Origin of the sequence: Mesorhizobium kowhaii (assembly GCF_042431665.1) — a bacterium.
GTDB lineage: Bacteria > Pseudomonadota > Alphaproteobacteria > Rhizobiales > Rhizobiaceae > Mesorhizobium > Mesorhizobium kowhaii.
The window spans coordinates 48,442-71,325 of sequence record NZ_JBHLYT010000046.1; the positions used below are offsets into that span (position 1 = coordinate 48,442).

General features: G+C 63.3%; 29 protein-coding genes. 17 read left to right on the forward strand and 12 right to left on the reverse strand.

Going from position 1 to position 22,884, the window contains the following annotated elements; genetic code table 11:
- Nucleotides 1–113 precede the first annotated feature (113 nt).
- From gap to ACFFNA_RS26000, 6 genes are all read left to right on the forward strand, one after another.
- On the forward strand, nt 114–1,124 hold the full coding sequence (gene gap / locus ACFFNA_RS25975; RefSeq protein WP_378922713.1) for a type I glyceraldehyde-3-phosphate dehydrogenase: 1,011 nt from the start codon (nt 114–116) through the stop codon (nt 1,122–1,124).
- 218 nt (nt 1,125–1,342) lie between these two features.
- Nucleotides 1,343–3,232, forward strand: a complete 1,890-nt coding sequence (locus tag ACFFNA_RS25980; RefSeq protein WP_378922715.1) for a potassium/proton antiporter — start codon at nt 1,343–1,345, stop codon at nt 3,230–3,232.
- 145 nt (nt 3,233–3,377) lie between these two features.
- Complete coding sequence (locus ACFFNA_RS25985; protein ID WP_378922717.1) at nt 3,378–4,574, forward strand: phosphoglycerate kinase; 1,197 nt, start codon at nt 3,378–3,380, stop codon at nt 4,572–4,574.
- A gap of 174 nt (nt 4,575–4,748) precedes the next feature.
- Nucleotides 4,749–5,774 carry a class I fructose-bisphosphate aldolase gene (locus ACFFNA_RS25990; RefSeq protein ID WP_378922719.1) on the forward strand — a complete coding sequence of 342 codons (1,026 nt, stop codon included), beginning with the start codon at nt 4,749–4,751 and terminating at the stop codon, nt 5,772–5,774.
- Between the two features lie 165 nt (nt 5,775–5,939).
- Nucleotides 5,940–6,680 carry a DUF899 domain-containing protein gene (locus tag ACFFNA_RS25995; protein ID WP_378922721.1) on the forward strand — a complete coding sequence of 247 codons (741 nt, stop codon included), beginning with the start codon at nt 5,940–5,942 and terminating at the stop codon, nt 6,678–6,680.
- Between the two features lie 145 nt (nt 6,681–6,825).
- Nucleotides 6,826–7,542 carry an SGNH/GDSL hydrolase family protein gene (locus tag ACFFNA_RS26000; RefSeq protein WP_378922723.1) on the forward strand — a complete coding sequence of 239 codons (717 nt, stop codon included), beginning with the start codon at nt 6,826–6,828 and terminating at the stop codon, nt 7,540–7,542.
- 27 nt (nt 7,543–7,569) lie between these two features.
- Here ACFFNA_RS26000 and ACFFNA_RS26005 read toward each other — a convergent pair whose 3' ends face one another.
- Together ACFFNA_RS26005 and ACFFNA_RS26010 are read right to left on the reverse strand one after the other, a co-directional pair.
- The gene (locus ACFFNA_RS26005) at nt 7,570–7,731 is read right to left on the reverse strand and encodes a hypothetical protein (protein ID WP_378922725.1); all 162 of its coding nucleotides are present in this window, start codon (nt 7,729–7,731) and stop codon (nt 7,570–7,572) included.
- Nucleotides 7,732–7,846: 115 nt separating this feature from the next.
- Nucleotides 7,847–8,794, reverse strand: a complete 948-nt coding sequence (locus ACFFNA_RS26010) for a ring-cleaving dioxygenase (RefSeq protein WP_378922727.1) — start codon at nt 8,792–8,794, stop codon at nt 7,847–7,849.
- Between the two features lie 310 nt (nt 8,795–9,104).
- Here ACFFNA_RS26010 and ACFFNA_RS26015 point away from each other — a divergent pair, with 310 nt between their 5' ends.
- The 4 genes from ACFFNA_RS26015 to ACFFNA_RS26030 all read left to right on the forward strand — a co-directional run bounded on the left by ACFFNA_RS26015 (nt 9,105) and on the right by ACFFNA_RS26030 (nt 11,272).
- The gene (locus ACFFNA_RS26015) at nt 9,105–9,272 is read left to right on the forward strand and encodes a hypothetical protein (RefSeq protein WP_378922729.1); all 168 of its coding nucleotides are present in this window, start codon (nt 9,105–9,107) and stop codon (nt 9,270–9,272) included.
- 84 nt (nt 9,273–9,356) lie between these two features.
- Nucleotides 9,357–9,947, forward strand: coding sequence for a DJ-1/PfpI family protein (locus ACFFNA_RS26020; protein ID WP_378922731.1), 591 nt, complete (start codon nt 9,357–9,359; stop codon nt 9,945–9,947).
- A gap of 70 nt (nt 9,948–10,017) precedes the next feature.
- The gene (locus tag ACFFNA_RS26025; protein ID WP_378922733.1) at nt 10,018–10,425 is read left to right on the forward strand and encodes a hypothetical protein; all 408 of its coding nucleotides are present in this window, start codon (nt 10,018–10,020) and stop codon (nt 10,423–10,425) included.
- A 127-nt stretch (nt 10,426–10,552) separates the two neighbouring features.
- Complete coding sequence (locus ACFFNA_RS26030) at nt 10,553–11,272, forward strand: helix-turn-helix transcriptional regulator (protein WP_095089366.1); 720 nt, start codon at nt 10,553–10,555, stop codon at nt 11,270–11,272.
- A 190-nt stretch (nt 11,273–11,462) separates the two neighbouring features.
- Here the strand turns inward: ACFFNA_RS26030 and ACFFNA_RS26035 are convergent, their stop codons facing one another.
- From ACFFNA_RS26035 to ACFFNA_RS26045, 3 genes are all read right to left on the reverse strand, one after another.
- On the reverse strand, nt 11,463–12,155 hold the full coding sequence (locus tag ACFFNA_RS26035) for a DUF1013 domain-containing protein (RefSeq protein ID WP_378922735.1): 693 nt from the start codon (nt 12,153–12,155) through the stop codon (nt 11,463–11,465).
- A gap of 349 nt (nt 12,156–12,504) precedes the next feature.
- A complete protein-coding gene (locus ACFFNA_RS26040; RefSeq protein WP_378922737.1) occupies nt 12,505–12,645 on the reverse strand; it encodes a DUF1127 domain-containing protein in 141 nt (46 codons plus the stop codon).
- A gap of 225 nt (nt 12,646–12,870) precedes the next feature.
- Nucleotides 12,871–13,881, reverse strand: coding sequence for an NAD(P)H-quinone oxidoreductase (locus tag ACFFNA_RS26045; RefSeq protein WP_378922739.1), 1,011 nt, complete (start codon nt 13,879–13,881; stop codon nt 12,871–12,873).
- Between the two features lie 112 nt (nt 13,882–13,993).
- On the opposite strand from ACFFNA_RS26045, the gene ACFFNA_RS26050 reads away from it, so the two are divergent.
- The 3 genes from ACFFNA_RS26050 to ACFFNA_RS26060 all read left to right on the forward strand — a co-directional run bounded on the left by ACFFNA_RS26050 (nt 13,994) and on the right by ACFFNA_RS26060 (nt 15,820).
- A complete protein-coding gene (locus ACFFNA_RS26050) occupies nt 13,994–14,188 on the forward strand; it encodes a DUF1192 domain-containing protein (RefSeq protein ID WP_378922741.1) in 195 nt (64 codons plus the stop codon).
- Nucleotides 14,189–14,276: 88 nt separating this feature from the next.
- Entirely contained in the window at nt 14,277–15,524 is a 1,248-nt protein-coding gene (locus tag ACFFNA_RS26055; protein ID WP_378922743.1) for an MFS transporter, read from the forward strand.
- Between the two features lie 32 nt (nt 15,525–15,556).
- Nucleotides 15,557–15,820: an ArsR/SmtB family transcription factor gene (locus tag ACFFNA_RS26060; protein ID WP_095089373.1), complete on the forward strand. Its 264-nt coding sequence runs from the start codon at nt 15,557–15,559 to the stop codon at nt 15,818–15,820.
- 34 nt (nt 15,821–15,854) lie between these two features.
- On the opposite strand, the gene ACFFNA_RS26065 is transcribed toward ACFFNA_RS26060, so the two are convergent.
- The 4 genes from ACFFNA_RS26065 to ACFFNA_RS26080 form a co-directional block, all read right to left on the reverse strand.
- Nucleotides 15,855–16,319 carry an SRPBCC family protein gene (locus ACFFNA_RS26065; protein ID WP_378922745.1) on the reverse strand — a complete coding sequence of 155 codons (465 nt, stop codon included), beginning with the start codon at nt 16,317–16,319 and terminating at the stop codon, nt 15,855–15,857.
- Between the two features lie 11 nt (nt 16,320–16,330).
- Nucleotides 16,331–16,675 carry an ArsR/SmtB family transcription factor gene (locus ACFFNA_RS26070; RefSeq protein ID WP_378922747.1) on the reverse strand — a complete coding sequence of 115 codons (345 nt, stop codon included), beginning with the start codon at nt 16,673–16,675 and terminating at the stop codon, nt 16,331–16,333.
- A gap of 5 nt (nt 16,676–16,680) precedes the next feature.
- On the reverse strand, nt 16,681–17,337 hold the full coding sequence (locus ACFFNA_RS26075) for a glutathione S-transferase family protein (RefSeq protein ID WP_378922749.1): 657 nt from the start codon (nt 17,335–17,337) through the stop codon (nt 16,681–16,683).
- 124 nt (nt 17,338–17,461) lie between these two features.
- Nucleotides 17,462–18,298 carry an alpha/beta fold hydrolase gene (locus ACFFNA_RS26080; protein ID WP_378922751.1) on the reverse strand — a complete coding sequence of 279 codons (837 nt, stop codon included), beginning with the start codon at nt 18,296–18,298 and terminating at the stop codon, nt 17,462–17,464.
- A gap of 99 nt (nt 18,299–18,397) precedes the next feature.
- Here ACFFNA_RS26080 and ACFFNA_RS26085 point away from each other — a divergent pair, with 99 nt between their 5' ends.
- From ACFFNA_RS26085 to ACFFNA_RS26095, 3 genes are all read left to right on the forward strand, one after another.
- Nucleotides 18,398–18,919, forward strand: a complete 522-nt coding sequence (locus ACFFNA_RS26085; protein ID WP_378922753.1) for a winged helix-turn-helix transcriptional regulator — start codon at nt 18,398–18,400, stop codon at nt 18,917–18,919.
- A 77-nt stretch (nt 18,920–18,996) separates the two neighbouring features.
- Nucleotides 18,997–19,230, forward strand: a complete 234-nt coding sequence (locus ACFFNA_RS26090; RefSeq protein WP_023810948.1) for a hypothetical protein — start codon at nt 18,997–18,999, stop codon at nt 19,228–19,230.
- A gap of 206 nt (nt 19,231–19,436) precedes the next feature.
- The gene (locus ACFFNA_RS26095; RefSeq protein WP_378922756.1) at nt 19,437–19,868 is read left to right on the forward strand and encodes a GlcG/HbpS family heme-binding protein; all 432 of its coding nucleotides are present in this window, start codon (nt 19,437–19,439) and stop codon (nt 19,866–19,868) included.
- Between the two features lie 10 nt (nt 19,869–19,878).
- Here ACFFNA_RS26095 and ACFFNA_RS26100 read toward each other — a convergent pair whose 3' ends face one another.
- From ACFFNA_RS26100 to ACFFNA_RS26110, 3 genes are all read right to left on the reverse strand, one after another.
- The gene (locus ACFFNA_RS26100; RefSeq protein WP_378922757.1) at nt 19,879–20,280 is read right to left on the reverse strand and encodes a hypothetical protein; all 402 of its coding nucleotides are present in this window, start codon (nt 20,278–20,280) and stop codon (nt 19,879–19,881) included.
- A gap of 310 nt (nt 20,281–20,590) precedes the next feature.
- Nucleotides 20,591–20,773, reverse strand: coding sequence for a 50S ribosomal protein L32 (gene rpmF / locus ACFFNA_RS26105; protein ID WP_008834724.1), 183 nt, complete (start codon nt 20,771–20,773; stop codon nt 20,591–20,593).
- A 141-nt stretch (nt 20,774–20,914) separates the two neighbouring features.
- A complete protein-coding gene (locus ACFFNA_RS26110) occupies nt 20,915–21,676 on the reverse strand; it encodes a biosynthetic peptidoglycan transglycosylase (protein WP_111544451.1) in 762 nt (253 codons plus the stop codon).
- A gap of 78 nt (nt 21,677–21,754) precedes the next feature.
- Between ACFFNA_RS26110 and ACFFNA_RS26115 the strand changes: the two genes are divergently transcribed.
- Entirely contained in the window at nt 21,755–22,672 is a 918-nt protein-coding gene (locus ACFFNA_RS26115; RefSeq protein ID WP_378922760.1) for a polyprenyl synthetase family protein, read from the forward strand.
- Nucleotides 22,673–22,884 lie beyond the last annotated feature (212 nt).

A 22,884-nucleotide genomic window follows, 5' to 3' on the forward strand; every position in this document is an offset into this window, starting at 1 on the left:
CTGGCCCAACCTAATCGATTTAAATCCACGTCGCTGCGGCTGGATTCTTTCCGCTTCCGCCGCTATGAAGCTGCGGACCCATCGTCTGCCCTCCAGCTCCCCGGGAGAGAAAAATGACCGTCAGAGTTGCCATCAACGGATTCGGCCGCATCGGCCGCAACATCCTGCGCGCCATCCATGAATCAGGCCGCAAGGACATCGACGTCGTCGCCGTCAACGATCTCGGCCCAGTCGAGACCAATGCCCATCTCCTGCGCTTCGACAGCGTGCATGGCCGCTTCCCGCACGAAGTTTCGGTCTCCGGCGACCAGATCACCGTCGGCAAGGAAAAGTTCAAGGTCACCGCGATCAAGGATCCGACGCAGCTGCCGTGGAAGGAACTGGGCGTCGACATCGCGCTCGAATGCACCGGCATCTTCACCGCCCGCGACAAGGCCGCCGCGCACCTGACCGCCGGCGCCAAGCGCGTGCTGGTCTCCGCGCCCGCCGAAGGCGCCGACCTCACCGTCGTCTACGGCATCAACCACGACAAGCTGACCAAGGACCACATCGTCATCTCGAACGCGTCGTGCACCACCAACTGCCTGGCGCCGCTGGCTGCCGTGCTGCACGAGACGGTCGGCATCGAAAAGGGCATGATGACGACGATCCATTCCTACACCGGCGACCAGCCGACGCTGGACACCATGCACAAGGATCTCTACCGCGCCCGCGCCGCCGCCCTGTCGCAGATCCCGACCTCGACCGGTGCCGCCAAGGCGATCGGCCTGGTGCTGCCCGACCTCAAGGGCAAGCTCGACGGCATCTCGATCCGCGTGCCGACCCCGAACGTCTCGGTCGTCGATTTCAAGTTCATCGCCAAGCGGCCGACCACCGTCCAGGAGATCAACGAGGCGGTCATCGCCGCTTCCAACGGCAAGCTGAAGGGCATTCTCGGCGTCACCCATCACCCGAACGTCTCGATCGACTTCAACCACGATCCGCGGTCTTCGATCATGGCGCTCGACCAGACCAAGGTGATGGACGGCAACTTCGTTTCGGTGCTGTCCTGGTACGACAATGAGTGGGGTTTCTCCAACCGCATGTCCGACACCGCCGTCGCCTTCGGCAAGACCATCGCCTGATCGCAAGGCTTTCTTTTCGAAACCTGAGACGCCCGGCTCTGTCCGGGCGTTTTTCATGAGAGCGCCGTGCGCCTTCGCAAATTGCATCCTGATCGCCAAAGCGCCCGAAAATCAGCGGCATAGGGCAAAAAACCACCCTGCCGCCTTGCACTGGTCACGTCTTCGCCCCACTCTGCCGTAAACCAGGAGACAGACGAATTTGAGGGGCTGATTTCAGGATGGAGCATGCGATCTATCTCGTCACGCTGGTCGGCACAGCGCTTGTTGTCGCCGCCGCGTTTTCGAGCCTGATCGCCTTCCGCTTCGGCGCCCCGCTTCTGCTTCTGTTTCTCTGTATCGGATTGGCCACAGGCACCGACGGCCTCGGCATCCAGTTCGACAACGCCCGCATCGCCTATTTTGCCGGCTCACTGGCGCTGGCCGTCATCCTGTTCGATTCCGGTTTCCGCACGCCGTTCAGCGCCTTGCGGCAGGCGGCAGGCCCGGCGCTGTCGCTGGCGACCTTTGGCGTGCTTCTCACCACCGGCCTGTTCGGCGCCGCCGCCCACTACCTGCTCGACCTCACCTGGCTGGAATCCTTCCTGCTCGGCGCCGCCGTCGCCTCCACCGATGCCGCGGCGGTGTTCTTCCTGCTGCGCGCCGGCGAGATCAATCTGCGCGAGCGCGTGCGCTCCACGCTTGAGGTGGAATCCGGCACCAACGACCCGATCGCCATCTTCCTGACCATCACGCTGGTCGAAATCATCGCCGCCCACGCCAACCCCGAAGCCAATGTCCTGGTCACCAGCCTGATCCTCGGCTTCCTTCTCAACATGGGCCTCGGCGCCGTTGTCGGCGTGCTCGGCGGCCTCGCCATCGTGCGCCTCGTCGACCGGCTCAACCTCGATCACGGCCTGCTGCCGATCTTCGTGCTGACATTGTCGCTGATGGTCTTTGCCGCCGCCGGCGCCATTGGCGGCTCGGGCTTCCTGGCGGTTTATCTCGCCGGCCTGATCTCCGGCAATTCCGACATCCGCGCGGTCACCATCCTCAAGCGCTTCCAGGACGGCATGTCATGGCTGGCGCAGATCATCATGTTCCTGATCCTCGGCCTGTTCGCGACGCCGTCGCAATTTCCGGCGATCATGGTGCCAGCGGTAGCGCTCGGCCTGTTCCTGATGTTTGTCGCCCGGCCGATCGCGGTCTGGCTCTGCCTGATCCCGTTCCGCTTGCCCCGCCCCGAAGTCGCCTTCGTCTCCTGGGTCGGCCTGCGTGGCGCCGTATCGATCCTGCTCGCCATCACCCCGCTGCTCGGCGGGCTGGAAAACGGCCGTGTCATCTTCAACACCGCCTTCATCATCGTGCTGGTGTCGCTGGTCATCCAGGGCTGGACGGTCGGACCGCTGGCGCGCCGCCTGGGTCTGATCGTGCCGGCGCGGCTCGGCCCGCTGGACAAGGTCGAGCTGGAATTGCCGGGCTCGGCCCATCACGAGCTTCTTGCCTATCGCGTAGCACACGGCAGTCCCGTGGCGCGCGGCGAGCGCATCCCGCGCTGGGCACGGCCCTCGCTGGTGCTGCGCGACGGGCGCTCGATGCGCTTCCAGGACATGGGCAGGCTCGCCGCCGGCGACCAGGTCTATATCTTCGTGCCGGATCGCTATCCGCGCCTGCTCGACAAGCTGTTCGCCAGCCGCGCCGTGGTCGATCCCGAGGATGCGGATTTCTTCGGCGCTTTCGCCGTCGACCCGGCGCGCTCCGCCGGCGAACTGGAAGCGGCCTATACGCCCGGCCTGACCGAAGCGGAGCAAAAGCTCACCGTCGGCGCGCTGGTCACGGCGCGGCTCGGCGGCCATGCCGAATATGCCGACCGCGTGCTGCTCGGTCCGATCGAGCTGATCGTCCGCGACGTCGACGACAAGGGCAAGATCATAGGCCTCGGCCTTTCCTTCGAGCCGACCGCGCCGGTGGCGCGGGTGCCGGTTTTCCTGAGTGCCGGCGAGATCGGCGACCGTCTCTCTGCCTTTATCCGCAACTGGCGCAAGCCGACTGAAACGCAGATTGCAGAGGCGCGGGCGGACGAGAAACCGGCGCCGGAACCGGCGGCGGAAAAGGCAACGACCGAGAGCTGACACGGCGATCGTTTGCGCCGCCCCTCATCCGCCTGCCGGCATAGCCTTGGTACCGACTTCAAAATTTCGTTTCGAACCCAGCCTAAGCCTTGCATCATCGTCGGCGCGGGGTATGGTCCCCCGATTTTTCGCGAAAGGAACCCGTATGGCCGCCTTCAAGACCCTGGACGACATCGGCAACATCAGCGGCAAGCGCGTGCTGGTGCGCGTCGACCTCAACGTGCCCGTCGCCGACGGCAAGGTCACCGACGCCACCCGCATCGAACGCATCGCGCCGACCATCGCCGAGCTGTCCAGCAAGGGCGCCAAGGTCATTCTGCTCGCCCATTTCGGCCGGCCCAAGGATGGCCCCTCGCCCGAATTCTCGCTGGAGCCAATCGCCAGGGCGACGGCCGATGTGCTCGGCCGCCCCGTCGGCTTCGCCAGCGATTGCGTCGGTGACACGGCCGGAAGCGCCATCGCCGCCATGAACAAGGGCGACGTGCTGCTGCTCGAAAACACCCGCTTCTACAAGGCCGAGGAGAAAAACGATCCGGCCTTCACCGAAAGGCTCGCCGCCTGTGGCGACATCTTCGTTAACGACGCCTTTTCCGCGGCGCACCGCGCCCACGCCTCGACGGAGGGGCTGGCGCGTCTGTTGCCGGCCTTTGCCGGCCGCACCATGCAGGCCGAGCTCGAGGCACTGGAGAAGGGTCTGGGAAATCCGGTCCGCCCAGTCGTTGCCATTGTCGGCGGTGCCAAGGTCTCGACCAAGATCGACCTGTTGATGAATTTGGTGAAGAAGGTCGACGCGCTGGTCATCGGCGGCGGCATGGCCAACACCTTCCTTGCCGCGCGCGGCACCGATGTCGGCAAATCGCTGTGCGAGCATGATCTCGCCACCACTGCCAAGCAGATCATGATCGAGGCGGCCGAGGCCGGCTGCGCCATCATCCTGCCGGTCGACGGCGTCGTCGCAAAGGAATTCAAGGCGGGTGCCGCCTGCGAGACCGTCGCCATCTCGGATGTGCCGGCCGACGGCATGATCCTCGATGTCGGTGCCAAAACCGTGAAGACCATTGGCGAATGGATCGACCGCGCCGCGACATTGGTCTGGAACGGCCCGCTCGGCGCCTTCGAGATCGCGCCCTTCGATCATGCGACGGTGGCGGCGGCGAAGCATGCGGCAGCGCGCACCAAGGCCGGCAAGCTGGTCTCGGTTGCCGGCGGCGGCGATACGGTGGCGGCGCTCAACCATGCCGGTGTCGCCGACGACTTCACCTATGTCTCGACCGCCGGTGGCGCTTTCCTGGAATGGATGGAAGGCAAGCCGCTGCCCGGCGTCGACGTGCTGAAGCGCTAAAGCATTTTGCAGCCAGGCGGAAACGCCTGGCGTGGCAGAAATGCGGCTAAAACAAACAACTCGATCAACATAAAGGGCGCCTAGGACTTTCAATCGATTCGAGCTTTCCGATGCCATTCCTTTGGCGGTAGACTTCCGTTAAGCGCGGAAAGCAACCGTTTCAGGAGAAGCAGAATGAGCGAACGTCTCGAAGACATTGCCGCCGCGATCGTGGCTGATGGCAAGGGCCTGCTGGCCGCCGACGAAAGTTCCGGCACCATCAAGAAGCGTTTCGACGTCATCGGCGTCGAATCGACCGCCGACAGCCGCCGCGACTACCGCGAGATGATGTTCCGCGCCAGGGAGGCCATGACCCGGTACATTTCCGGTGTCATCCTCTACGACGAGACGATCCGCCAGAAGGCCACCGACGGCACACCGCTGGTCGACATCATCAAGGCGGCCGGCGCCATCCCCGGCATCAAGGTCGATGCCGGCGCCAAGCCGCTGGCCGGTTTTCCCGGCGACACCGTCACCGAGGGACTCGACGGCCTGCGCGAGCGCCTTGCCGACTATTACAAACTCGGCGCCCGCTTCGCCAAATGGCGTGCGGTGATCGACATCGACACCGGCAAGGGCGTGCCTTCGGCCAATTCGATCAGCTCGAACGCCCATGCGCTCGCCCGCTATGCAGCGCTTTGCCAGGAAGCCGGCATCGTGCCGATCGTCGAGCCGGAAGTGCTGATGGACGGCGCCCACGACATCGACACCTGCTATGCGATTTCGAAGGCGACGCTGATCAAGCTCTATGACGAGCTCCATGCGGCGCGCGTCGTGCTTGAAGGCACGATCCTGAAGCCCAACATGGTGCTGGCCGGCAAGAAATCGGGCAAGGTGAGCAGCCCGGAAGAAGTCGCGGAAATGACCATAAAACTGTTCCGCGAGACCGTGCCGGCAGCGGTGCCGGGCATCGCCTTCCTCTCCGGCGGCCAGGAGGACGAGGAAGCGACCGCCAACCTCAACGCCATCAACGCCATCGGGCCGCACCCGTGGAAGCTGACCTTCTCCTATGGCCGCGCCCTGCAGGCCGCGCCGCAGAAAGCCTGGAGCGGCAAGGCCTCGAACATCGCCGCCGGCCAGGCCGCCTTCACCCACCGCGCCCATATGAACCATCTGGCAGCACTTGGAAAATGGAAGGCGAGCCTGGAACAGGCTGCCTGATCGGGGCTTTTCCGTATTCCTTCGAACCCGGGCCATTGCGCCCGGGTTTTTTGTTTGTGGCTTGCCTGGGCTTGGGACGGAGCGCCTGCGTCCTTATTTCCTCTCCGGCGATGTCGGTTTTCGCCCGTCCCGACCGTCCTTGGGATGACAGACAGGGAGAGGTTCATGCATCGCAACAAGGTCGTTTCGCGTGAAGACTGGTTCCAGGCGCACAAGGCGCATCTGGCCCGCGAGAAGGAACTGACGCGGCTTCGCGAACGCATCTGCACCGAGCGGCGTGAACTGCCCTGGCTGAAGATCCGAAAGGACTATGTCTTTGAGACCGAGCAAGGACCGAAGAAACTGGCCGACCTGTTTGCTGGCAACAGCCAGTTGATCGTCTATCACTTCATGTTCGGGCCGGGGTGCAACCATCACTGCGAGGGCTGCTCGTTCCTTGCCGACCATATCGACGGCGCCAACCAGCATCTCAGACATCACGACGTGTCACTGGTCGTGATCTCGCGGGCACCGCTGGCTGAACTTCTGCCCTACAAACAGCGCATGGGCTGGAAGTTCGACTGGGTATCGTCCTATGCCTCGGATTTCAACTTCGACATGCAGGTCTCCTTCACCGACAAGCAGATCGCCGCTGGCGATACCACCTACAATTTCGAGACCCGTCCCCGGACGTCGAAGGAGCTTCCCGGCACCAGTGTTTTCTACCGAGACGAGAACGGCGACATCTTCCTCACCTTCATGTCGCGCGCCCGCGGCGGCGAGGCGCTGATCGGCACGTATGATTATCTCGACATGACGCCGAAGGGCCGCAACGAAACCGGTCCCTATCACGGCCTGATGGATTGGGTGCGGCTGCATGATGAATACGGTGACCGGTCGGGAGCGCAGGAGACCTGTTGCGACTAGAGCAATTCCAGGAAAAGTGTGAAACGGTTTTCCCGGGAAAAGCGCATAGCGCTTTCCCTTAGGGAATTGCGTCAAAACAGGCAGATAGCGCGGTGGCCAGCCGCCGGTCGTTCACGTCGGGCGCGACATGCGCTAAAGGGTGCGCATGCAACGCCTTCTCGCCCTCCTCACCTGGCTCGCCTACCCGGTCTATGTCTGGCAAGGCCTCGGCGTGCGCCGCCGCACCACGCGCATGCTGCCGGCTCAGGGACCGGTCATGCACGATCTCTCGGGCAACGCGCCGGCGATCTCGCTTCTGGTGCTGGGGGATTCCTCGGCTGCTTCGGTCGGCATTGGCAATTCGGAAAACGGGCTTGCCGCGCAACTCGCCGTGCTGATTGCGGAAGGCACCGGCCGCGCCGTGCGCTGGCGGGCCACCGGCTTCAATTCGGCAACGTCAGGCCAGATCCGCGACCATGTCCTGCCCAATCTGTCGGCGGATCCGTGGACGCATATCGTGCTCGCCATCGGCACCAACGACACCAAGAATTTTCACTCGGTGCCGCGCTTCAAGAGGGAGTTCGGCGGCCTGCTCTATGCGCTGCGCGCCAAATGGCCGGAAGCGCGCGTAGTGTGGTCGCCGGTACTGGAGTTCACGCGGGCGCCGGCGATGCCGTCGCTGCTGGGAAAAATCCTTGAGATTCGTGCCACCGAGATGAACCGGATGGGCGAGCGCCTATGCCTGGAGCGCGGCGCAGTGCCGGCGCCGCGCCTGCCGATCACAAATCCTGAAGAGGGTTTTGCCTCCGACGGATTTCATGCCTCGGAAGCCGGCTACCGGGCCTGGGCCGAGCATCTCGTCGGCCCGGTGCTCGCCAGCTGAACTGAGCCGGGCCTGCTTGGCGCAGGCCTATGTCCAGTGTCCGAGCACGGCTGTTATGGAAATCGCCGCCATCGCCAGCAGCGCCAGCTTCCAGAAGTCGCCGCGCCGTTTCAGCCCCGGCCAGCCCAGCGGCTTGATCAGCTGGATGACCATGATGCCAACAATGACGAGCGCGAGGAGTTTCGACATGCCGCCTTTGACCAGCAACGCGGCCGGCTGTCAAAGCGCGTCGTCGTTACCTGAGAAAGAATGGGCATCGCGATCCCGAACCGGAACGCGGCGCCCGTCTTGACTGAGGAACGATCTACTTCAGCGGCTTGAGGCCGGCCTCTATCGAAGCGCGCTTCGGTTCGAGGAACGGCGGCAGGGCCAGCTTGTCACCCAGAGTCTCCAGTGGCTCGTCGGCGGTGAACCCCGGCCCGTCCGTGGCGATCTCGAACAGGATGCCGTTCGGCTCACGGAAATAGAGCGAGCGGAAGTAATACCGCTCGACCTCGCCGCTCGACGGCAGCCGGAATTCGGCAAGCCGCGCCGTCCATTGATGCAGCGTCTCCTGGTCCGGCGCCCTGAAGGCGACGTGATGGACCGCACCGGCGCCTTGGCTTGCCGGCGCCAGTCCCGGCTGCACCAGGACGTGAAGCTCCGCCGCCGGCCCACCCTCACCCATTTCGAAGACGTGAACCTGGCCCTCCGGCGAAGCATAGTCGCGGGCCTTGCGCATGTTCATCACTTGCGTCACCACCGCCTCCGTGTTGGTGATGTTGGGAACGCTGATCACAATTGGCCCCAGCCCGCGGATCTGGTGCTCGGCCGGCACCGGGCTTTGCGTCCAGGGATGGCTGTCGCCCTTGCCGCCATCGCTGACGAGGCGCAGACGCTGGCCCTCGGGATCCTCGAAATCCAGACAGAGGTAGCCGCCGATGTCGGCGATCTCGCTCGCCACGATGTTTTCGTCGGTCAGGCGCTGCTTCCACCAGGCAAGGCTTTGCTGGCTGCCGACCCTGAGGCTGGTCCGCACGATGCTGTGGGTGCCGCGCCGCTCGCGGCCAACCGGCCAGTCGAAGAAGGTAAGGTCGGTGCCCGGTGTCGCTTCGCCGTCGGCATAGAAGAGGTGGTAGGCCGAGGTGTCGTCCTGGTTCACCGTCTTCTTGACCAGCCGCAAGCCCAGCACCTTTGTGTAGAAATGGAGATTTCCAGGCGCATTGGCGGTGATGGCGGTCAGATGGTGGATCCCTGTCAGTTGCAGGCTCATGGTCGTCTCCCTGTTTTTGGGGAAGAATTTTCTCCTTCCATATCAGAACTGCGGCCTCGTTGCTGAAGACCGCGTATCCTGACAGTCCGTCGCCGCAGACTGAACAGTGGTGCCTCGATCGATATTCGAACGGTGAACAATCTCAACTGGGCAAGTCCCTTGCGGGCTAGGTCTGGGTGCCGTGAAAACGATGCCTTCCCTCGGAATGGGCACCGATCGCAACTATCGTCCGCGCCCTGCCATCCTCCTGACAGACTGCTGTCAGGAGGGGTATGCGATAGTGTCTCCATTCACAGAGAGGAGACTAGCCATGAACGGTTTTACCATTCTGCGCGGCATGCAGCACTATGTCGGCAAGATCCGGACGATGCGCAACGAAATCCGCACCCAGCGGTTCATGAACTCGCTGCCGGCGGACCTTCGCAAGGATATCGGCTGGCCGGATATGTATTCGGAACGTCGCCATCTCGGCAATTGAGACGAATTTTTCGACACGGCGGTTGGATGTGGGCGCCCCAGCGCCCAGATAATAGGTCCGGCGCGCGAGGGATGGAGCGAGCTCATGCCCGAACAGAAGACAATCGGCTTTCTTTTCATCGAAGGCTTTGCCGACTGGGAATATGGTTTGCTGGCGGCATCGGCGGTCGAATGGTTCGGCGCCCGCGCGGTGTCGCTGACACCCGATGGCAAGCCGGTGACCGGGACCAGTGGTTTTCGGCTGACGCCCGATCGCTCTGCTGAAGTCGGTGAGAATGCCGATCTCGATGCCATCGCTGTTATCGGCTCCGACCAGTGGGCGGGCGAGACGCCGCCAGATGCGGCAGAATTGCTCACATCCGTTGCGTCGCGCGGCGGCGTGGTCGGCGGTATCTGTGCCGGCACGCTGGCGTTGGCCCGGGCCGGCCTGTTCGAGCAGGCCAGGCACACCAGCAATGGCCGCGACTGGATCAACCGCCACGAAGCCGGCTATGCCGGCGAAAGCAACTATCAGGACGTGCCGCACGCCGTGTCCGACGGCGCGGTCGTTTCCGCGCCAGGCTCAGCGCCGGGCACCTTCGCGCTTGCCTTTCTGAAGACGCTCTATCCGGAAAGAGGCAGCGATCTCGCGCAGATGCGGACGCTGTTCGCCAAGGAGTATGCTGAAGCCTCCTGACAGTATGTTGTCAGGAGGAACGTGCAATGGTGCGAAATCGAGATGCTGTGCATCGACGAGAGGACGATCGATGAAGAGCTGGAACGACAGATTGAACGCACAAGGTATCAACGGCGTGAAGCCGACGCCGCGCACGATGGCCGATGTCATCGAGGGCCAGCCGATGCTGGTGCCGACAGCTCGTCAGGTCGATGATTTCATCCGCTCGATTCCGGAAGGTATCGAGATGGATGTCCGTGCGCTGCGCACGGCACTTGCCATCGAGCATGGCGCCGAAGTGACATGCCCGGTTACCATCGGCTATCATCTGCGCACTATTGCCGAGGCCGCCAACGAGGATCTCGAGCGCGGCATGACGCTGAGCGATATTGCGCCGTTCTGGCGCGTGCTCGACGCGAACACGCCGACCACGAGAAAACTGTCCTTTGGCGCGGCATTCGTCGCCGCGCAGCGCAAGCGCGAAGGGCTGAAACCATAATGCATGCCGCCCAAAAGTGTTCTGCGGTTTTGGGATGACGGCAAGCGCAAAACCATAATGCGCGTCGCCCAAAAATGGAGACCGGTTTTGGGCGACATGCATAGAAACAACGCCGAGGGACCAACCAATGCGCCGCGCCGACAGGCTCTTCCAGATCGTGCAGCATCTGCGTGGTGGCCGTCTGGTCACCGCTCAGAAGCTCGGCACGTGGCTCGAGGTTTCCGAGCGAACCATCTACCGCGATATCGCCGACCTGCAGTCGACCGGAGTGCCGATCGACGGCGAGGCCGGCGTTGGCTACATGATGAGGGAGGGTTTCGACCTTCCGCCGCTGATGTTCACGCGTGACGAGATCGTCGCGCTGGTTGCCGGTGCGCGCATGGTGCGCGCCTTTGGCGGCGCTGCCATGGCACGCGCCGCCGACGAAGCGCTGGTCAAGATCGGTGCGGTGCTGCCGGATGCCGAGAAGGACCGCATCGCCCGCACCGAGATCCACACGCCGATGTGGGTGGTCAGCGACGCCGCCCGCGAAGCGATCGACCTGATCGAGCGTGCGGTCGAAAAGCGCCAGGTGCTGACCATCGACTATTGCGACGAGGCCGGCCGCGGCACCGCCCGTGATATCCGTCCGCTCGGCCTGTGGTTCTGGGGCAAGGTGTGGACGCTGGTTGCCTGGTGCGAGATGCGCGACGATTTTCGCGCCTTCCGCATCGATCGCATCGCTTCGGTGGTCATCGCCGGCCGCATCTTCAAGCCGGAACGCGGCAAGCAGCTTGCCGACTTCTACCGGGCAGTGGAGCGCAGCGAGGATTACGGCATGGCACCGGACCGCGCGGCGCGGACCTAGAGCAATTCCAGGAAAGTGTGAAACGGATTTTCCCGGGAAAAGCGCATAGCGCTTTCCCTTAGGGAATTGCGTCAAAACAAATAGCTAGAGCGGTTCTACGTTTCCGTGAAACGACGAACCCTCTGAGACTGCCGGACCGCACAAAAAAAGCCCGCTCGAAGCGGGCTTTTTTGTTGGATTGTCGGAGATATCACTCGTCGTCGTCATCGGTGTTCTTGGACTTCAAGGCCGAGAGCTTGGCGAAGACGGCGTTGGCGTCGAGCTCGGCATCCTCGTCCTTCGGTTTCTCCGGAGTCGGCACCAGCCGCTCGGTCAAGGCCGCCGGCAGCAGCGTGTCGCCGACCGGCTGTGCCTGCTCGCGGCCACGCGAAGCGCGGTTGACTTCCATGTCGAGGTCGATCTGCGAGGCAAGGCCCAGCGTCACCGGGTCCATCGGCTGCAGATTGGCCGAGTTCCAGTGCTTGCGCTCGCGGATCTGCTCGATCGTCGACTTGGTGGTGCCGACGAGGCGCGAAATCTGCGCGTCCTTCAGTTCGGGATGGTTGCGCACCAGCCACAGAATGGCATTCGGCCGGTCCTGGCGCTTCGACAGCGGCGTGTAGCGCGGACCCTTGCGCTTGGATTCCGGCACCCGCACCTTGGGGTCCGAAAGCTTCAGGCGCTGGTTCGGATCCTTCTCGGCGCGCGCGATCTCGTCGCGGGTCAGCTGGCCGGTCATGATCGGATCCATGCCCTTGATGCCTTGCGCCGATTCGCCGTCGGCGATGGCCTTGACCTCGAGCGGATGCAGCCCGCAGAACTGCGCGATCTGCTCGAAAGAAAGCGCGGTGTTGTCGACCAGCCAGACGGCGGTCGCCTTGGGCATCAGCAGCGTATTGGCCATTTTAAAAATCCTTCTCGTTCGCCCGCGTTCCCGCGCGGGCGGTGGTTTAGAGCCACCAAAATGGGAAATTCGCGGCCTGTATAGCCGCTCCATCGCCGCTTCGCAATGTTTTTGGATATCATCGGCCAGAAACCGTCGCCCGCGACGACCGGAACGGCTCCGCGCTCTTGAGCAGCGACAAGCTGGCTTTGCTGGCTGAGGCCGCGGTCGATCCCGTCTCGCCGCCCGACCTCCAAAACGACAAAACCCGCCGGACTGGGTCCAGCGGGCTCGGAACCGCGACGGAAATCCGTCTGATGCGGCTCTGGCTTCTACGGCATGGTCCGCTCTGAGCGGACCGTGCTCGACTTCAGATGGCCTTGCGGGCGATCTTTTCGATGTCGGCGCGGTTGATGCCGAGATCGTTGAGCTGACGTGCGTTGAGACGGTTCAGTTCGCGCACGGTCTCGGTGTACATGCGCCAGTTACGGAAAGCGCGGATCGGGTTCATGGTAGTCCTCCAAATGGGTTGTTCGTTTCGGTGATGCTCAAATAGTCATCATCGATCAGGACTTGAACGGCCGATTTTGCATAGCAATGATGCAAATGCTGCATTGCATCATTAAGCCTCTGTTCATCTTGTAGGCAGCGAGACGCACGCCGGGGACGTGTCGAGATTCAGGATGCGCAGGAAGCCGCCATTTGCAGGCCGGCATCACCTGAATCCCGATACGGCCTAGCCGACGTCGAGCACGATCTTGCCGATATGCTCGCCCTCTTCCATGCGCTCATGCGCCCGCCAGGCCTCGCTGAGCGGGAAGATCATGTCCATGACGGGAGCGACCTTGCGCGTGCCGAGCAACGGCCACACCTGCGCCTCTAGCGCTGCCGCGATCGCCGCCTTGAATTCGACGGTGCGCGGCCTCAGCGTCGACCCTGTGTGGGTCAGCCGCTTGACCATGATCTTCGAGAAGTCGGCGCTCGCCACGGCGCCGGCCTGCACGGCAATCTGCACAATACGACCCTCAATCGCCGCGGCCTCGTAGTTGCGTGCCACATAGTCGCCGCCGACCATGTCGAGGATGACATTTGCGCCTTTGCCTCCGGTCGCCTCCTTGACCGCGGCGACGAAATCCCCCTCGCGATAGTTGATCGCCCGGTCGGCGCCCAGCTTCAGGCACGCGTCGCATTTCTCCTTGCTGCCGGCGGTGGTGATGACATAGGCGCCGAAAGCCGAGGCAAGCTGGATTGCCGTGGTGCCGATGCCGGACGAGCCGCCATGGACGAGCAGCGTCTCGCCGCTTTTCAGGCCGCCGCGCTCGAACACATTGTGCCAGACGGTGAAGTAGTTTTCCGGCACCGCCGCGGCTTCGGTGTGGGTAAAGCCGGCCGGCAGCGGCAGCACGCTGCCGGCGTGAACCTTGACATATTCGGCATAGCCGCCGCCGGGCGTGAGCGCGCAGACGCGGTCGCCGATGCGCCAGCGCGATATGTCATCGCCAAGAGCGGCCACTTCGCCTGACGCCTCGAGGCCGGGCAGGTCGGACGCGCCGGCAGGCGGCGGATAGGCGCCCTTGCGCTGTTGGACGTCGGGCCGATTGACGCCGGCGGCATGCACCTTGATCAGGATCTCGCCGGGGCCGGGCTGCGGCACGTCGCGCGTTTCGGGTTTCAGCACCCGGGGGCCGCCCGGCTCCGAGATCGCGATGGCCGTCATTCTTGCCGGAACTTTCTGTCCACTCGCCATGAGATTTCCCGTCTTTCCTCGCCGTTATCCGATCGGCTGTTTGCATCGACGCCCCTGCCCTATGTATGCTGATTGCCAAATCAGGCAAATGGCCAATCTGGGAGGAGCGACGATGGCGATCTTCGACGACGAACCCAAGAAGAAGGCGCGCCCGCACGAGATCGGGCAGGATCTGTCGCTGCTTTCGGTCGGTGAATTGACCGAACGGATCGGCATCCTGCGCGACGAGATCACCCGCCTGGAAAACGAGCTCAAGGCCAAGGACAGCACCAAATCGGCCGCCGAAGCACTCTTCCGCCGCGGATAGAGGCGGGCGCAAGGGCTCGCCGCCGAAAAGCCCGAATGCGACTGTCTTCAGACCCAGCGTCCCCCGCCAACCCGAGCCGGATCAAACAATGTTCGCAACCTACCGACCGATCCTCTCGCTGCTTCGCGGCACCGCCTTCCTGCTCGCGGCGTCTGGACTGCACGGTCTGCTGTTGCCCCTGCGCGGTCAGTTGGAAGGCTTCTCGACCGCATCGCTCGGCTTGATGGGCACGGCCTGGGCCGGCGGCTTTGTCACCGGCTGTTTCTTCGCACCGCGCCTTGTGCGCCGCGCCGGCCATGTGCGCGCCTTCGGCGCCTTTGCCGCGTCGGGCGCCATCGTGGCGCTGCTCACCGGGCTGATCATCGACGAATATGTCTGGATCCTGCTGCGCGCCTTCACAGGCTTCACCATGGCCGGCGCCTTCATGGTCATCGAAAGCTGGCTGAACGAAAAGGCCACCAACGAGAACCGCGGCACCGTCTTCGGCCTCTACATGATGGTCACCTACGCCTCGATCATGGGTGGACAGATGATCGTCGCCGGCGGCGACGTGAAATCAGCATCGCTGTTCATGATCACCGGCATCTTGTTTTGCCTGTCACTGCTCCCGACCGCGGTTTCGACCGCCTCCCACCCCAAGCCGCTGCAGGATGTCTCGCTCGACGTCAAAGGCCTTTATGCCAATTCGCCGGTGTCGGCTGTCGCTTGCGTCCTGATCGGCATCGCCAACGGCGCCTGGGGCACGCTGGGCGCGGTCTATGGCGCCCGCATCGGCATTCCCACGGCCGAGATCGCCCTGATGATGAGCCTGGTGGTCGTTGCCGGTGCCGCCATGCAGCTTCCGGCCGGGCGTCTCTCGGACAAGACCGACCGGCGTTTCGTGCTGGCGGGTGCTGCCTTCGGCGCGGCCTTGTTTGCGCTTGCCATCTTTCTGTTCGAGCCACGCTCCAGCGTCTTCGTCATCGTCTTCACTGCCGCCTATGGCGCCTTCGCCTACACGCTCTATTCGATCGCGGTGGCGCATGCCAACGATCACGCGCGCTCCGAGGATTTCGTCAAAGTGTCGGGCGGCCTGCTACTACTCTATGGCTTCGGCACGATGATCGGCCCGTTGCTGGCCGCCGCCCTGATGGGCTGGATGCGCCCGGAAGGCCTGTTCCTGGCAACCGCCTTCGCGCATCTCTGCCTGGCGGGCTATACGCTGCTGCGCATCAGCCGCCGCGCTCCGGTGCCGATCGGCGATCGTGACGCCTTCAAGACGCAGCCAGCCGACCGTTCGGTGACGCCGGAAGCATTGCGGCTTGATCCCAGAAGAAAAGCAGAAGCAGACAGTTGAGATTCGAGAGGCTTTGCCTCACTAATAAAGGCATGATGTTTTCCGACGCCTTCATGGCGATTGCCGACCCCAACCGGCGCCATCTTCTGGAAGAACTTCGACGCGGCCCGAAAACCGTCAACGAACTGGCCGCGGGTTTGCCCGTATCGCGCCCGGCTGTTTCGCAACATTTGAAAGTGCTGCTCGATGCCGGGCTGGTCAACGCCAAGGCCGAAGGCACCAGGCGCGTCTATACAGTGAGCAATCCCGGCTTCCTCAAACTCAACATCTGGCTCGATCAGTTCTGGGAAGCCTGACGGCCCGCAGCATCGGCAACACTCACCTCGTAGTTCAAGCTTCCTTGCGCAAGACAGCGCCGAGCGCGTCGAGCAGCTCGCCTGTGCCATGTTCGCGTGTGGCTGGCGTGTCGTGGCCATCGAGGAAGGCGCCCTGTTCCGTCATCACAAGACGCGTGCCGTTGCCCTCGGCAAGGAGTTCGATCGTCGTCAGCGACACCGAGATGCGGGTTTCGCCAAACAGCATCTCGTAGCTGTAGACGATGCGCTGGTCCGGCACGATGTCCTGGTAGACGGCGTTGAAGACGTGGATCGGACCATCCTTCGGCCCGCCGGCATTGACCTCCTTGCCGCCGACGCGGAAATCCATTTCGTGCCTGTGGGTCATCGGATTGTCGGGGTCGGCGAACCAGCGCCGCTTGGCGGCCGGATTGCTCAGCGCAAAATAGACTTTTGCGGGCGACGCTGGGTAGCTGCGCTCGATGACGAAGGTGGAATGGACGACGGAATGTTCGGTCATGATGGGCTCCTTCAGTTTCCTTCGGTGTCATCGCCAGTCTCGGCCAGAAAATCGCCGAGCCGATCCAGCCGGCGTTCCCAGGCAAGACGCCGTTCATTGATCCAGTGTTCGGCCGCTCTCAATGCCTTGGGTTCGATCTGGCAGGTGCGCACCCGGCCAAGCTTCTGCGTGTGCACGAGGCCGCTTGCCTCCAGCAGGTTCAGATGCTGGACGACGGCCGACAGCGACATCGCCAGCGGCTCGGCTAGTTGGCTGACCGAGGCCGGGCCGCGCGACAGCCGGTCGACCATCTGCCGCCGCGCCGGATCGGCGAGCGCCTGGAACATCAGATCGATCTGGGCGGGATCGTGCAGCATTGCGATCAGCCATTGTTGTAGGGGAAGAACTTGAAGTAGGGCTGCGCCTCCTCGATCACGCGAGCGAAAGCCGTGCGCTGCACCAGGCGGTCATGGTATCGTTTTACGGCGGGGTATTTGTCGCCGAACGGCTCGACCTTGTTGGCATAGAACAGTGCGGGAGACGCCGAGCAATCAGCCATGCTGAAGGCGTCGCCGATTGCCCAGTTCTTCGTCCGCATGTCCTCTTCGATGATGGCGTAGGAATTGCGCAGCTGGGCGCGGGCCTGCTCGACGCCGAACGGGTCGGTCTTGTCCTGCGGCCGCAACCGGTCGCCGACGATCTTCTGCATCGGCTCCTGAACATAGAAATCATAGAAGCGATCGGCCTGCCGGACTGCCAGCGCCAGGTCGATGTCGGCCGGAACGAGGTCGACCGGTCCCGGATAGTGCGCGACCAGATATTCGACGACGATGGTCGATTCCAGCACCGTGCGGTCGCGCGCATCGTCGCGCAGGGCCGGCATCTTGCCGGTCGGCGAAATCTTCAGGAAGGGCGTGCGCGACTCGGTATCGCCGAGATCAACGATGACCGGCGTAAACGGTATGCCGTTCTCATACAGCGCGATCAACGGCTTCCAGCAGAAGGAGGCCAGTGGATGGAAATGAAGCGTCAGGGACATTTTTTGCTCGTCTGTTTCGGGATGCGTCGGTGGTCGATGCCGTGCTGCCTGCCAGAATAAAACACTGAAGCATTTCCTTAACTATTGCGACAGGCCTGGCTCGTCAAGGCCCGTAAAGGATGGCTCAATTGGCTTGAGTGTGATCGACGATGGCGGTCACCATCACCGTCCAATCGTCCGGATGCAGCTCGTGGCCGCCGCCTTCGATCCGAAGAATTTTCGCAACGGCGACGGCCTCAGCCAGCGCCTCGCCGTGCTCGACCGGAAAGATCGGATCCGCCGTGCCATGGATGACCAGCAGTGACGCCGTCATCTCGTGCACGCGGCCCTTCCACGCATCGCCACCCCTAAGCATGAAGTGATTGGTCGCGCTCAGCAGGCCACCGGAGCGATCGTAATCACGCTCGACAAAAGCCCGCATCTCGGCCTCATCGAATGGGTGCACGGTGCTGGCGATCGCCTGCGCGTCCTTGACGATGAAATCGACCACCTGGCCACGGTCCGACCAGTCGACTTTCGCGCCGTCGGCCGAATGCTTGACATAGGCATCGCTCGTCTGTGGCAGATGCGATGTGTCGATCCCCAGGGGCGAGCTGCTGATCACGGTCAGCGAAGCGACATGGGACGGGTGCTTGAGGGCCACAAGCTGCGCGATCATGCCGCCCATCGACATGCCGACAACATGTGCCTTGCCAACGCCGTGGTCGTCGAGAACACGCATCGCGTCGTCGGCCATGTCGTCGAATGTATAAGGCGGCTCGCCCGGCGGATATTTCGTCGAACGGCCGGTATCGCGATTGTCGTAACGGATCACGAACAGGCCGGCATCGGCCAGTTTCCGGCACAACGCCTGCGTCCACCAGAGCATGGAGGCCATCGCTCCCATGATCAGCAACAGCGGCGGGTTTGCCGGATCGCCAAAGGCCTCGGATACGATCTTGGGGCGTTCGATGGTTGTCATGGCTCAGTCTCCTGCCCAGCAATACTGATTGCATTTTGCAATCGGTTGCACGATAATAAAACTGATACGATAATGCAACCGGTTTTTTGGAGAAATCTCATGAGCATGGATCACCGGTCCGGATGCCCGATCAACCTGTCGCTGGAAGTGTTCGGCGACCGCTGGAGCCTGATCATCCTTCGCGACATGATTTTCGGCGGCAGGCGCCACTTCCGCGAGCTGCTCAACGGATCGATGGAAGGCATTGCCTCCAACATCCTTGCCGACCGGCTGAAGCGGCTGATGGAGCTGGGCATGCTGACCAAGGCCGACGATCCCAGCCACAAGCAGAAGGCGATCTACAGCCTGACCGAGATGGCGATCACCCTGGTGCCGATCCTGGCCCATCTCGGCGCCTGGGGCCGTGTCTGGCTGCCGGTCAGCGAAGAACTCTCGATCCGCGCCGAGCTTCTGGAGAAAGGCGGACCGCCGCTGTGGGACAAGTTCATGGACGAGTTGCGCCACGATCATCTCGGCATGCCGCTCGATACATCGGCGGACGCTACCGTTCGGGCGACCTTGCAGGCCGCCTACGAGGCCGTGGTCGCCAGCAAGGCCCTCGCCGCCAGCCCGGCCGCTTGACCAACTTATTTTCCCGTTTGGGACCCGGCTCTGCTAGAAGAGGCGGAAAATCACGATTCACGGGATTGGATAAGGTCTTGGTTGAGAACTCTCGGGATGCTGCCCGCGCGCGCGCTGACCTGCGTTTCAAGAAGCAGGAAGAGGCGGCAACCGTCCGCCAGAAGGCGATGGCCGAATACGTCGCCGAGAGCGACGCCCGCCAGGCCAAGACCAACAAGTTGCGGGCGCTCCGTCTCGCCAAGGAAGCGGAAGACCTTGCCAACGCGCCGGCGGCACCCGCCAAGAAGCCGGCCCGCGCCAAGAAGAAATAGCGCTGCCAGCCGGCACGATCGATTGCCGGTCTGGAAGCATGCAAAATGGCAGCGCCATATCCGGATGGTGTCAGTGACGACACCGTCCCGACAATGCCGCCGCTTTCCATTCCACCTCTTCATGCGAAGCAATTTCAACCGAAACCGGGATTTTACCGTGCCCGTCGACGGTCAATGATCGACGCGCTTTCAAACAGGAGACTGCCATGACCGCACTGCCGCTCGAAAAAGCCGTTGAGATCATCGATGCCGCCTTTGCCAGGGGCGCCGATCTCAAGCTCAAGCCGCTGGGCGTCTCGGTGCTGGACGCCGGCGGACACCTGGTCGCCTTCCAGCGCCAGGACGGCGCCTCGTTCCTGCGTCCGCAAATGTCGGCCGGCAAGGCCTATGGCGCGCTCGCCATCGGTATGGGCTCGCGCCGCGTCGAGGCCTTCGCCAAGGAGCGCCCGCACCTCGTCGCCGGCATCTCGGACGTGTCTGGCGGACGCGTGCTGCCGGTCGTCGGCGGTGTGCTGATCCGCGACAAGGCCGGCGCCATCATCGGCGCCGTCGGCATTTCCGGCGATACGTCAGACAATGACGAAGCGGCCGCCATCGCCGGCATCGAGGCCGCCGGCTTCACCGCCGATCCTGGTTGAGGCGCCGGCTCTAATTTAAGTTGATGTCCCTGCTCGCCGACCGCATCGACACCGCGAACCCGGCCAGCACGTCGAACAGCGCGATGACCATCAGCGTGAAGAACACGGAATGTGCCGCACCCTTCACCAGCAGGAACTCGACCAGGAACGCGACGAAGACCAGCGTCGACAGAAGATGGTCCATGATTGAGGCATTGGTCGTTCGCACCGACTTCGCCATTTCGAGGAAAAGGAAGATAAGCCCGAGCAGCACCATCAGGTCGCCCAGCGTCATCGAGAACACGCCGCCCGACATCATGCTGAACGAGAAGATTTCGTTCGCCCACGGGTCGTCGCCGCCGCCGAATATTCCGAGCAGGCCGAGATTGTAGAGCACGAAAGGCACGATCAAAAGCGGGACGGCACCGAACATCTGGCGTCTCCATCTGGGGGCAATCTTCTGTAGAATGCGCCACAGGCACGCCGTCAAGATTTTTCGTGAAAGGCCACGAACACGGTCGAAGACCGGATGCAACAACCATGTCAGCTGGTCGCCCGGCCGACATGGAGCAGATTCCAGGAAAGTGAAACGATTTTCCGTCTGGAATTGCGTCAAACAAAGAGATCGAGGGCTCAGCGCGCCAACGCGGGCCAGGGGCTGCCCGGTCCTGGGGCCCGCCAAACGCAAAAAGACCGGCCACTGGCCGGTCTTTCGATAGCTCAAAACTTCGAAAAAGCTGGTCTCAGCTTTCCTTGGGCGTCAACACCTGACGGCCGCGATACATGCCGGTCTTCAGGTCGATGTGATGCGGACGGCGCATTTCGCCGGAATTCTTGTCCTCGACATAGGTCGGGGCCTTGAGGGCGTCGGCCGAGCGGCGCATGCCGCGCTTGGACGGAGAGGTTTTTCGTTTCGGAACGGCCATGGATATGCTCCATTACATGGTCAAAAAGCCCCGCCCGCCCTCGTGAAAGGGCCGTGTCGGGGCCGGAATCTGAGAAAGTCGGGTGCCTATACACGCCCTGCGCCGTTTTGGCCAGCACTGCCGCGAATTTTTTTGAGCTGGCTACTGCAGACAGCCGACATAGGCGCCGGAGCGGCCGGCGCGGCGCTCGATCAGATTGGCGAGCCGTCTCAGGCCCGGGCCGGGCTTCGCCGGATTGCGGGCAATCGGATTTGGCAAGGAGACGGCGAGCAGGGCTGCCTGCCGTCGCGACAATTGTTTTGCTGAAACGCCGAAATGGTGCTGTGCCGCGGCCTCGATGCCATAGATGCCCGGCCCCCACTCGGCGATGTTGAGATAGATCTCCATGATGCGCCGTTTCGACATCACCGCGTCGAAATAGACGGCCAGCGGCAATTCGACCACCTTGCGTACCGAGCCCAGCGGCCGTGACCAGAGAAAGAGGTTCTTGACCGTCTGCATGGTGATGGTCGAGGCGCCGCGCGTCGCTTCGCCGGCCAGCGCGTCGTCGACGACGCCCCTCAGCTCGCCGAGATCGACACCCCGGTGAAAGCAGAACTGCCCATCCTCCGACATGATGACCGAATTGGCCAGCACCGGCGCCACGTCGTCGATCGACACCCAGCGGCGGTCGTAGCCGGAGAACGTCGCCAGGTCCTTCAGCATCAGTGTCGAGACCGGATGCACGAAGGACGGCAGATAGAGGAACGTCAGCACCGTTGGTATGAGCGCCAGCACCGCGGCCACGACGATGCCGCGCCGGACCCAGCGCTTGAGACTGCGGCGGTTCACGCCCCGCGATCTCGTCGCCATGTCCAGCTTTTCGATTTCATGATCGACGATCGGTTCCGCCAAGCCGCCCAACCCGTGCTTCTCCCTGCTCCGGCATAATGGCGCTTGGCTTCTTGCGCAACGTCTGAGTGTCGGCTACCGCTCCCGGCCATGACGAATGAGGACGAAATGGCGTTCGAAATGGCGCTTATTGCGCGCGCTGCCGCCGTCGAGGTGCTGCTGCGGCGGCTTCTCGACGACCGCGCGCTTTCGGGCGAGATCGCGCGGCCCGACCGCCTGATGGCGGCCATGCGCCACGGCGTGCTGAACGGCGGCAAGCGCCTGCGTCCCTTCCTGGTCATGGAAAGTGCAGCCCTTTTTTCCGCCGATGGCGACGCGGCACTGCGCGTCGCCGCCGCCCTTGAATGCGTGCATTGCTATTCGCTGATCCACGATGATCTGCCCGCCATGGACAACGATGATCTGCGTCGCGGCCAGCCCACCGTGCACAAGGCCTTCGACGAGGCAACCGCCATCCTGGCCGGCGACGCCTTGCTGACGCTGGCCTTCGACATCATCGCCGGCGAGGCAACCGTGCTGCCGGCGGAGCGGCGGGCAGCCCTGGTGCTGGCGCTGGCCCGCGCCGCCGGGGCCGGCGGCATGGTCGGCGGCCAGAAGCTCGACCTCGAGGCCGAACAGGTGCCGCCGGACGAAGCCGGCATCATCCGGCTGCAGGCGATGAAGACCGGCGCGCTGATCCGCTTCGCCTGCGAGGCGGGTGCGCTGATTGCCGGTGCCCCTGCCGAGGACCGTGAGCGGCTTGCCGAATTCGGCTCGGCGATCGGCCTCGCCTTCCAACTCGCCGACGATTTGCTCGATTTGACCGCCGATGCCACTCAGATGGGCAAGGCCACCGGCAAGGACGCCGCCGCCGGCAAGGCGACGCTGGTGGCGCTGCACGGCGCGAACTGGGCGCGCAGCCAGCTGCAAGGGCTCGTCGAACAGGCGCATGAATTGCTCGCGCCTTATGGCGAGCGTGCCATGCGGCTGAAGGAAGCAGCGACATTCGTGGCGGCGCGTAACAGCTGAAGTTGCGGCCAACCAAATCGTCGTTCCGATCAGATTGCGAAATTCGCCTGCTTTGCGCCATGAGCGGACGCTTAGCATCAAGGCTTTGAACGTCCCTATGTGGACCGAAGAACGAACCCGCTGCGCGGGAGGGCGCCTGCGGTTGAGGTAGAGATCAAGAACCGGTCGTTGCGCCTGCATTGAGCGGGGTTCGGCAGCGGCAGAGCATCACA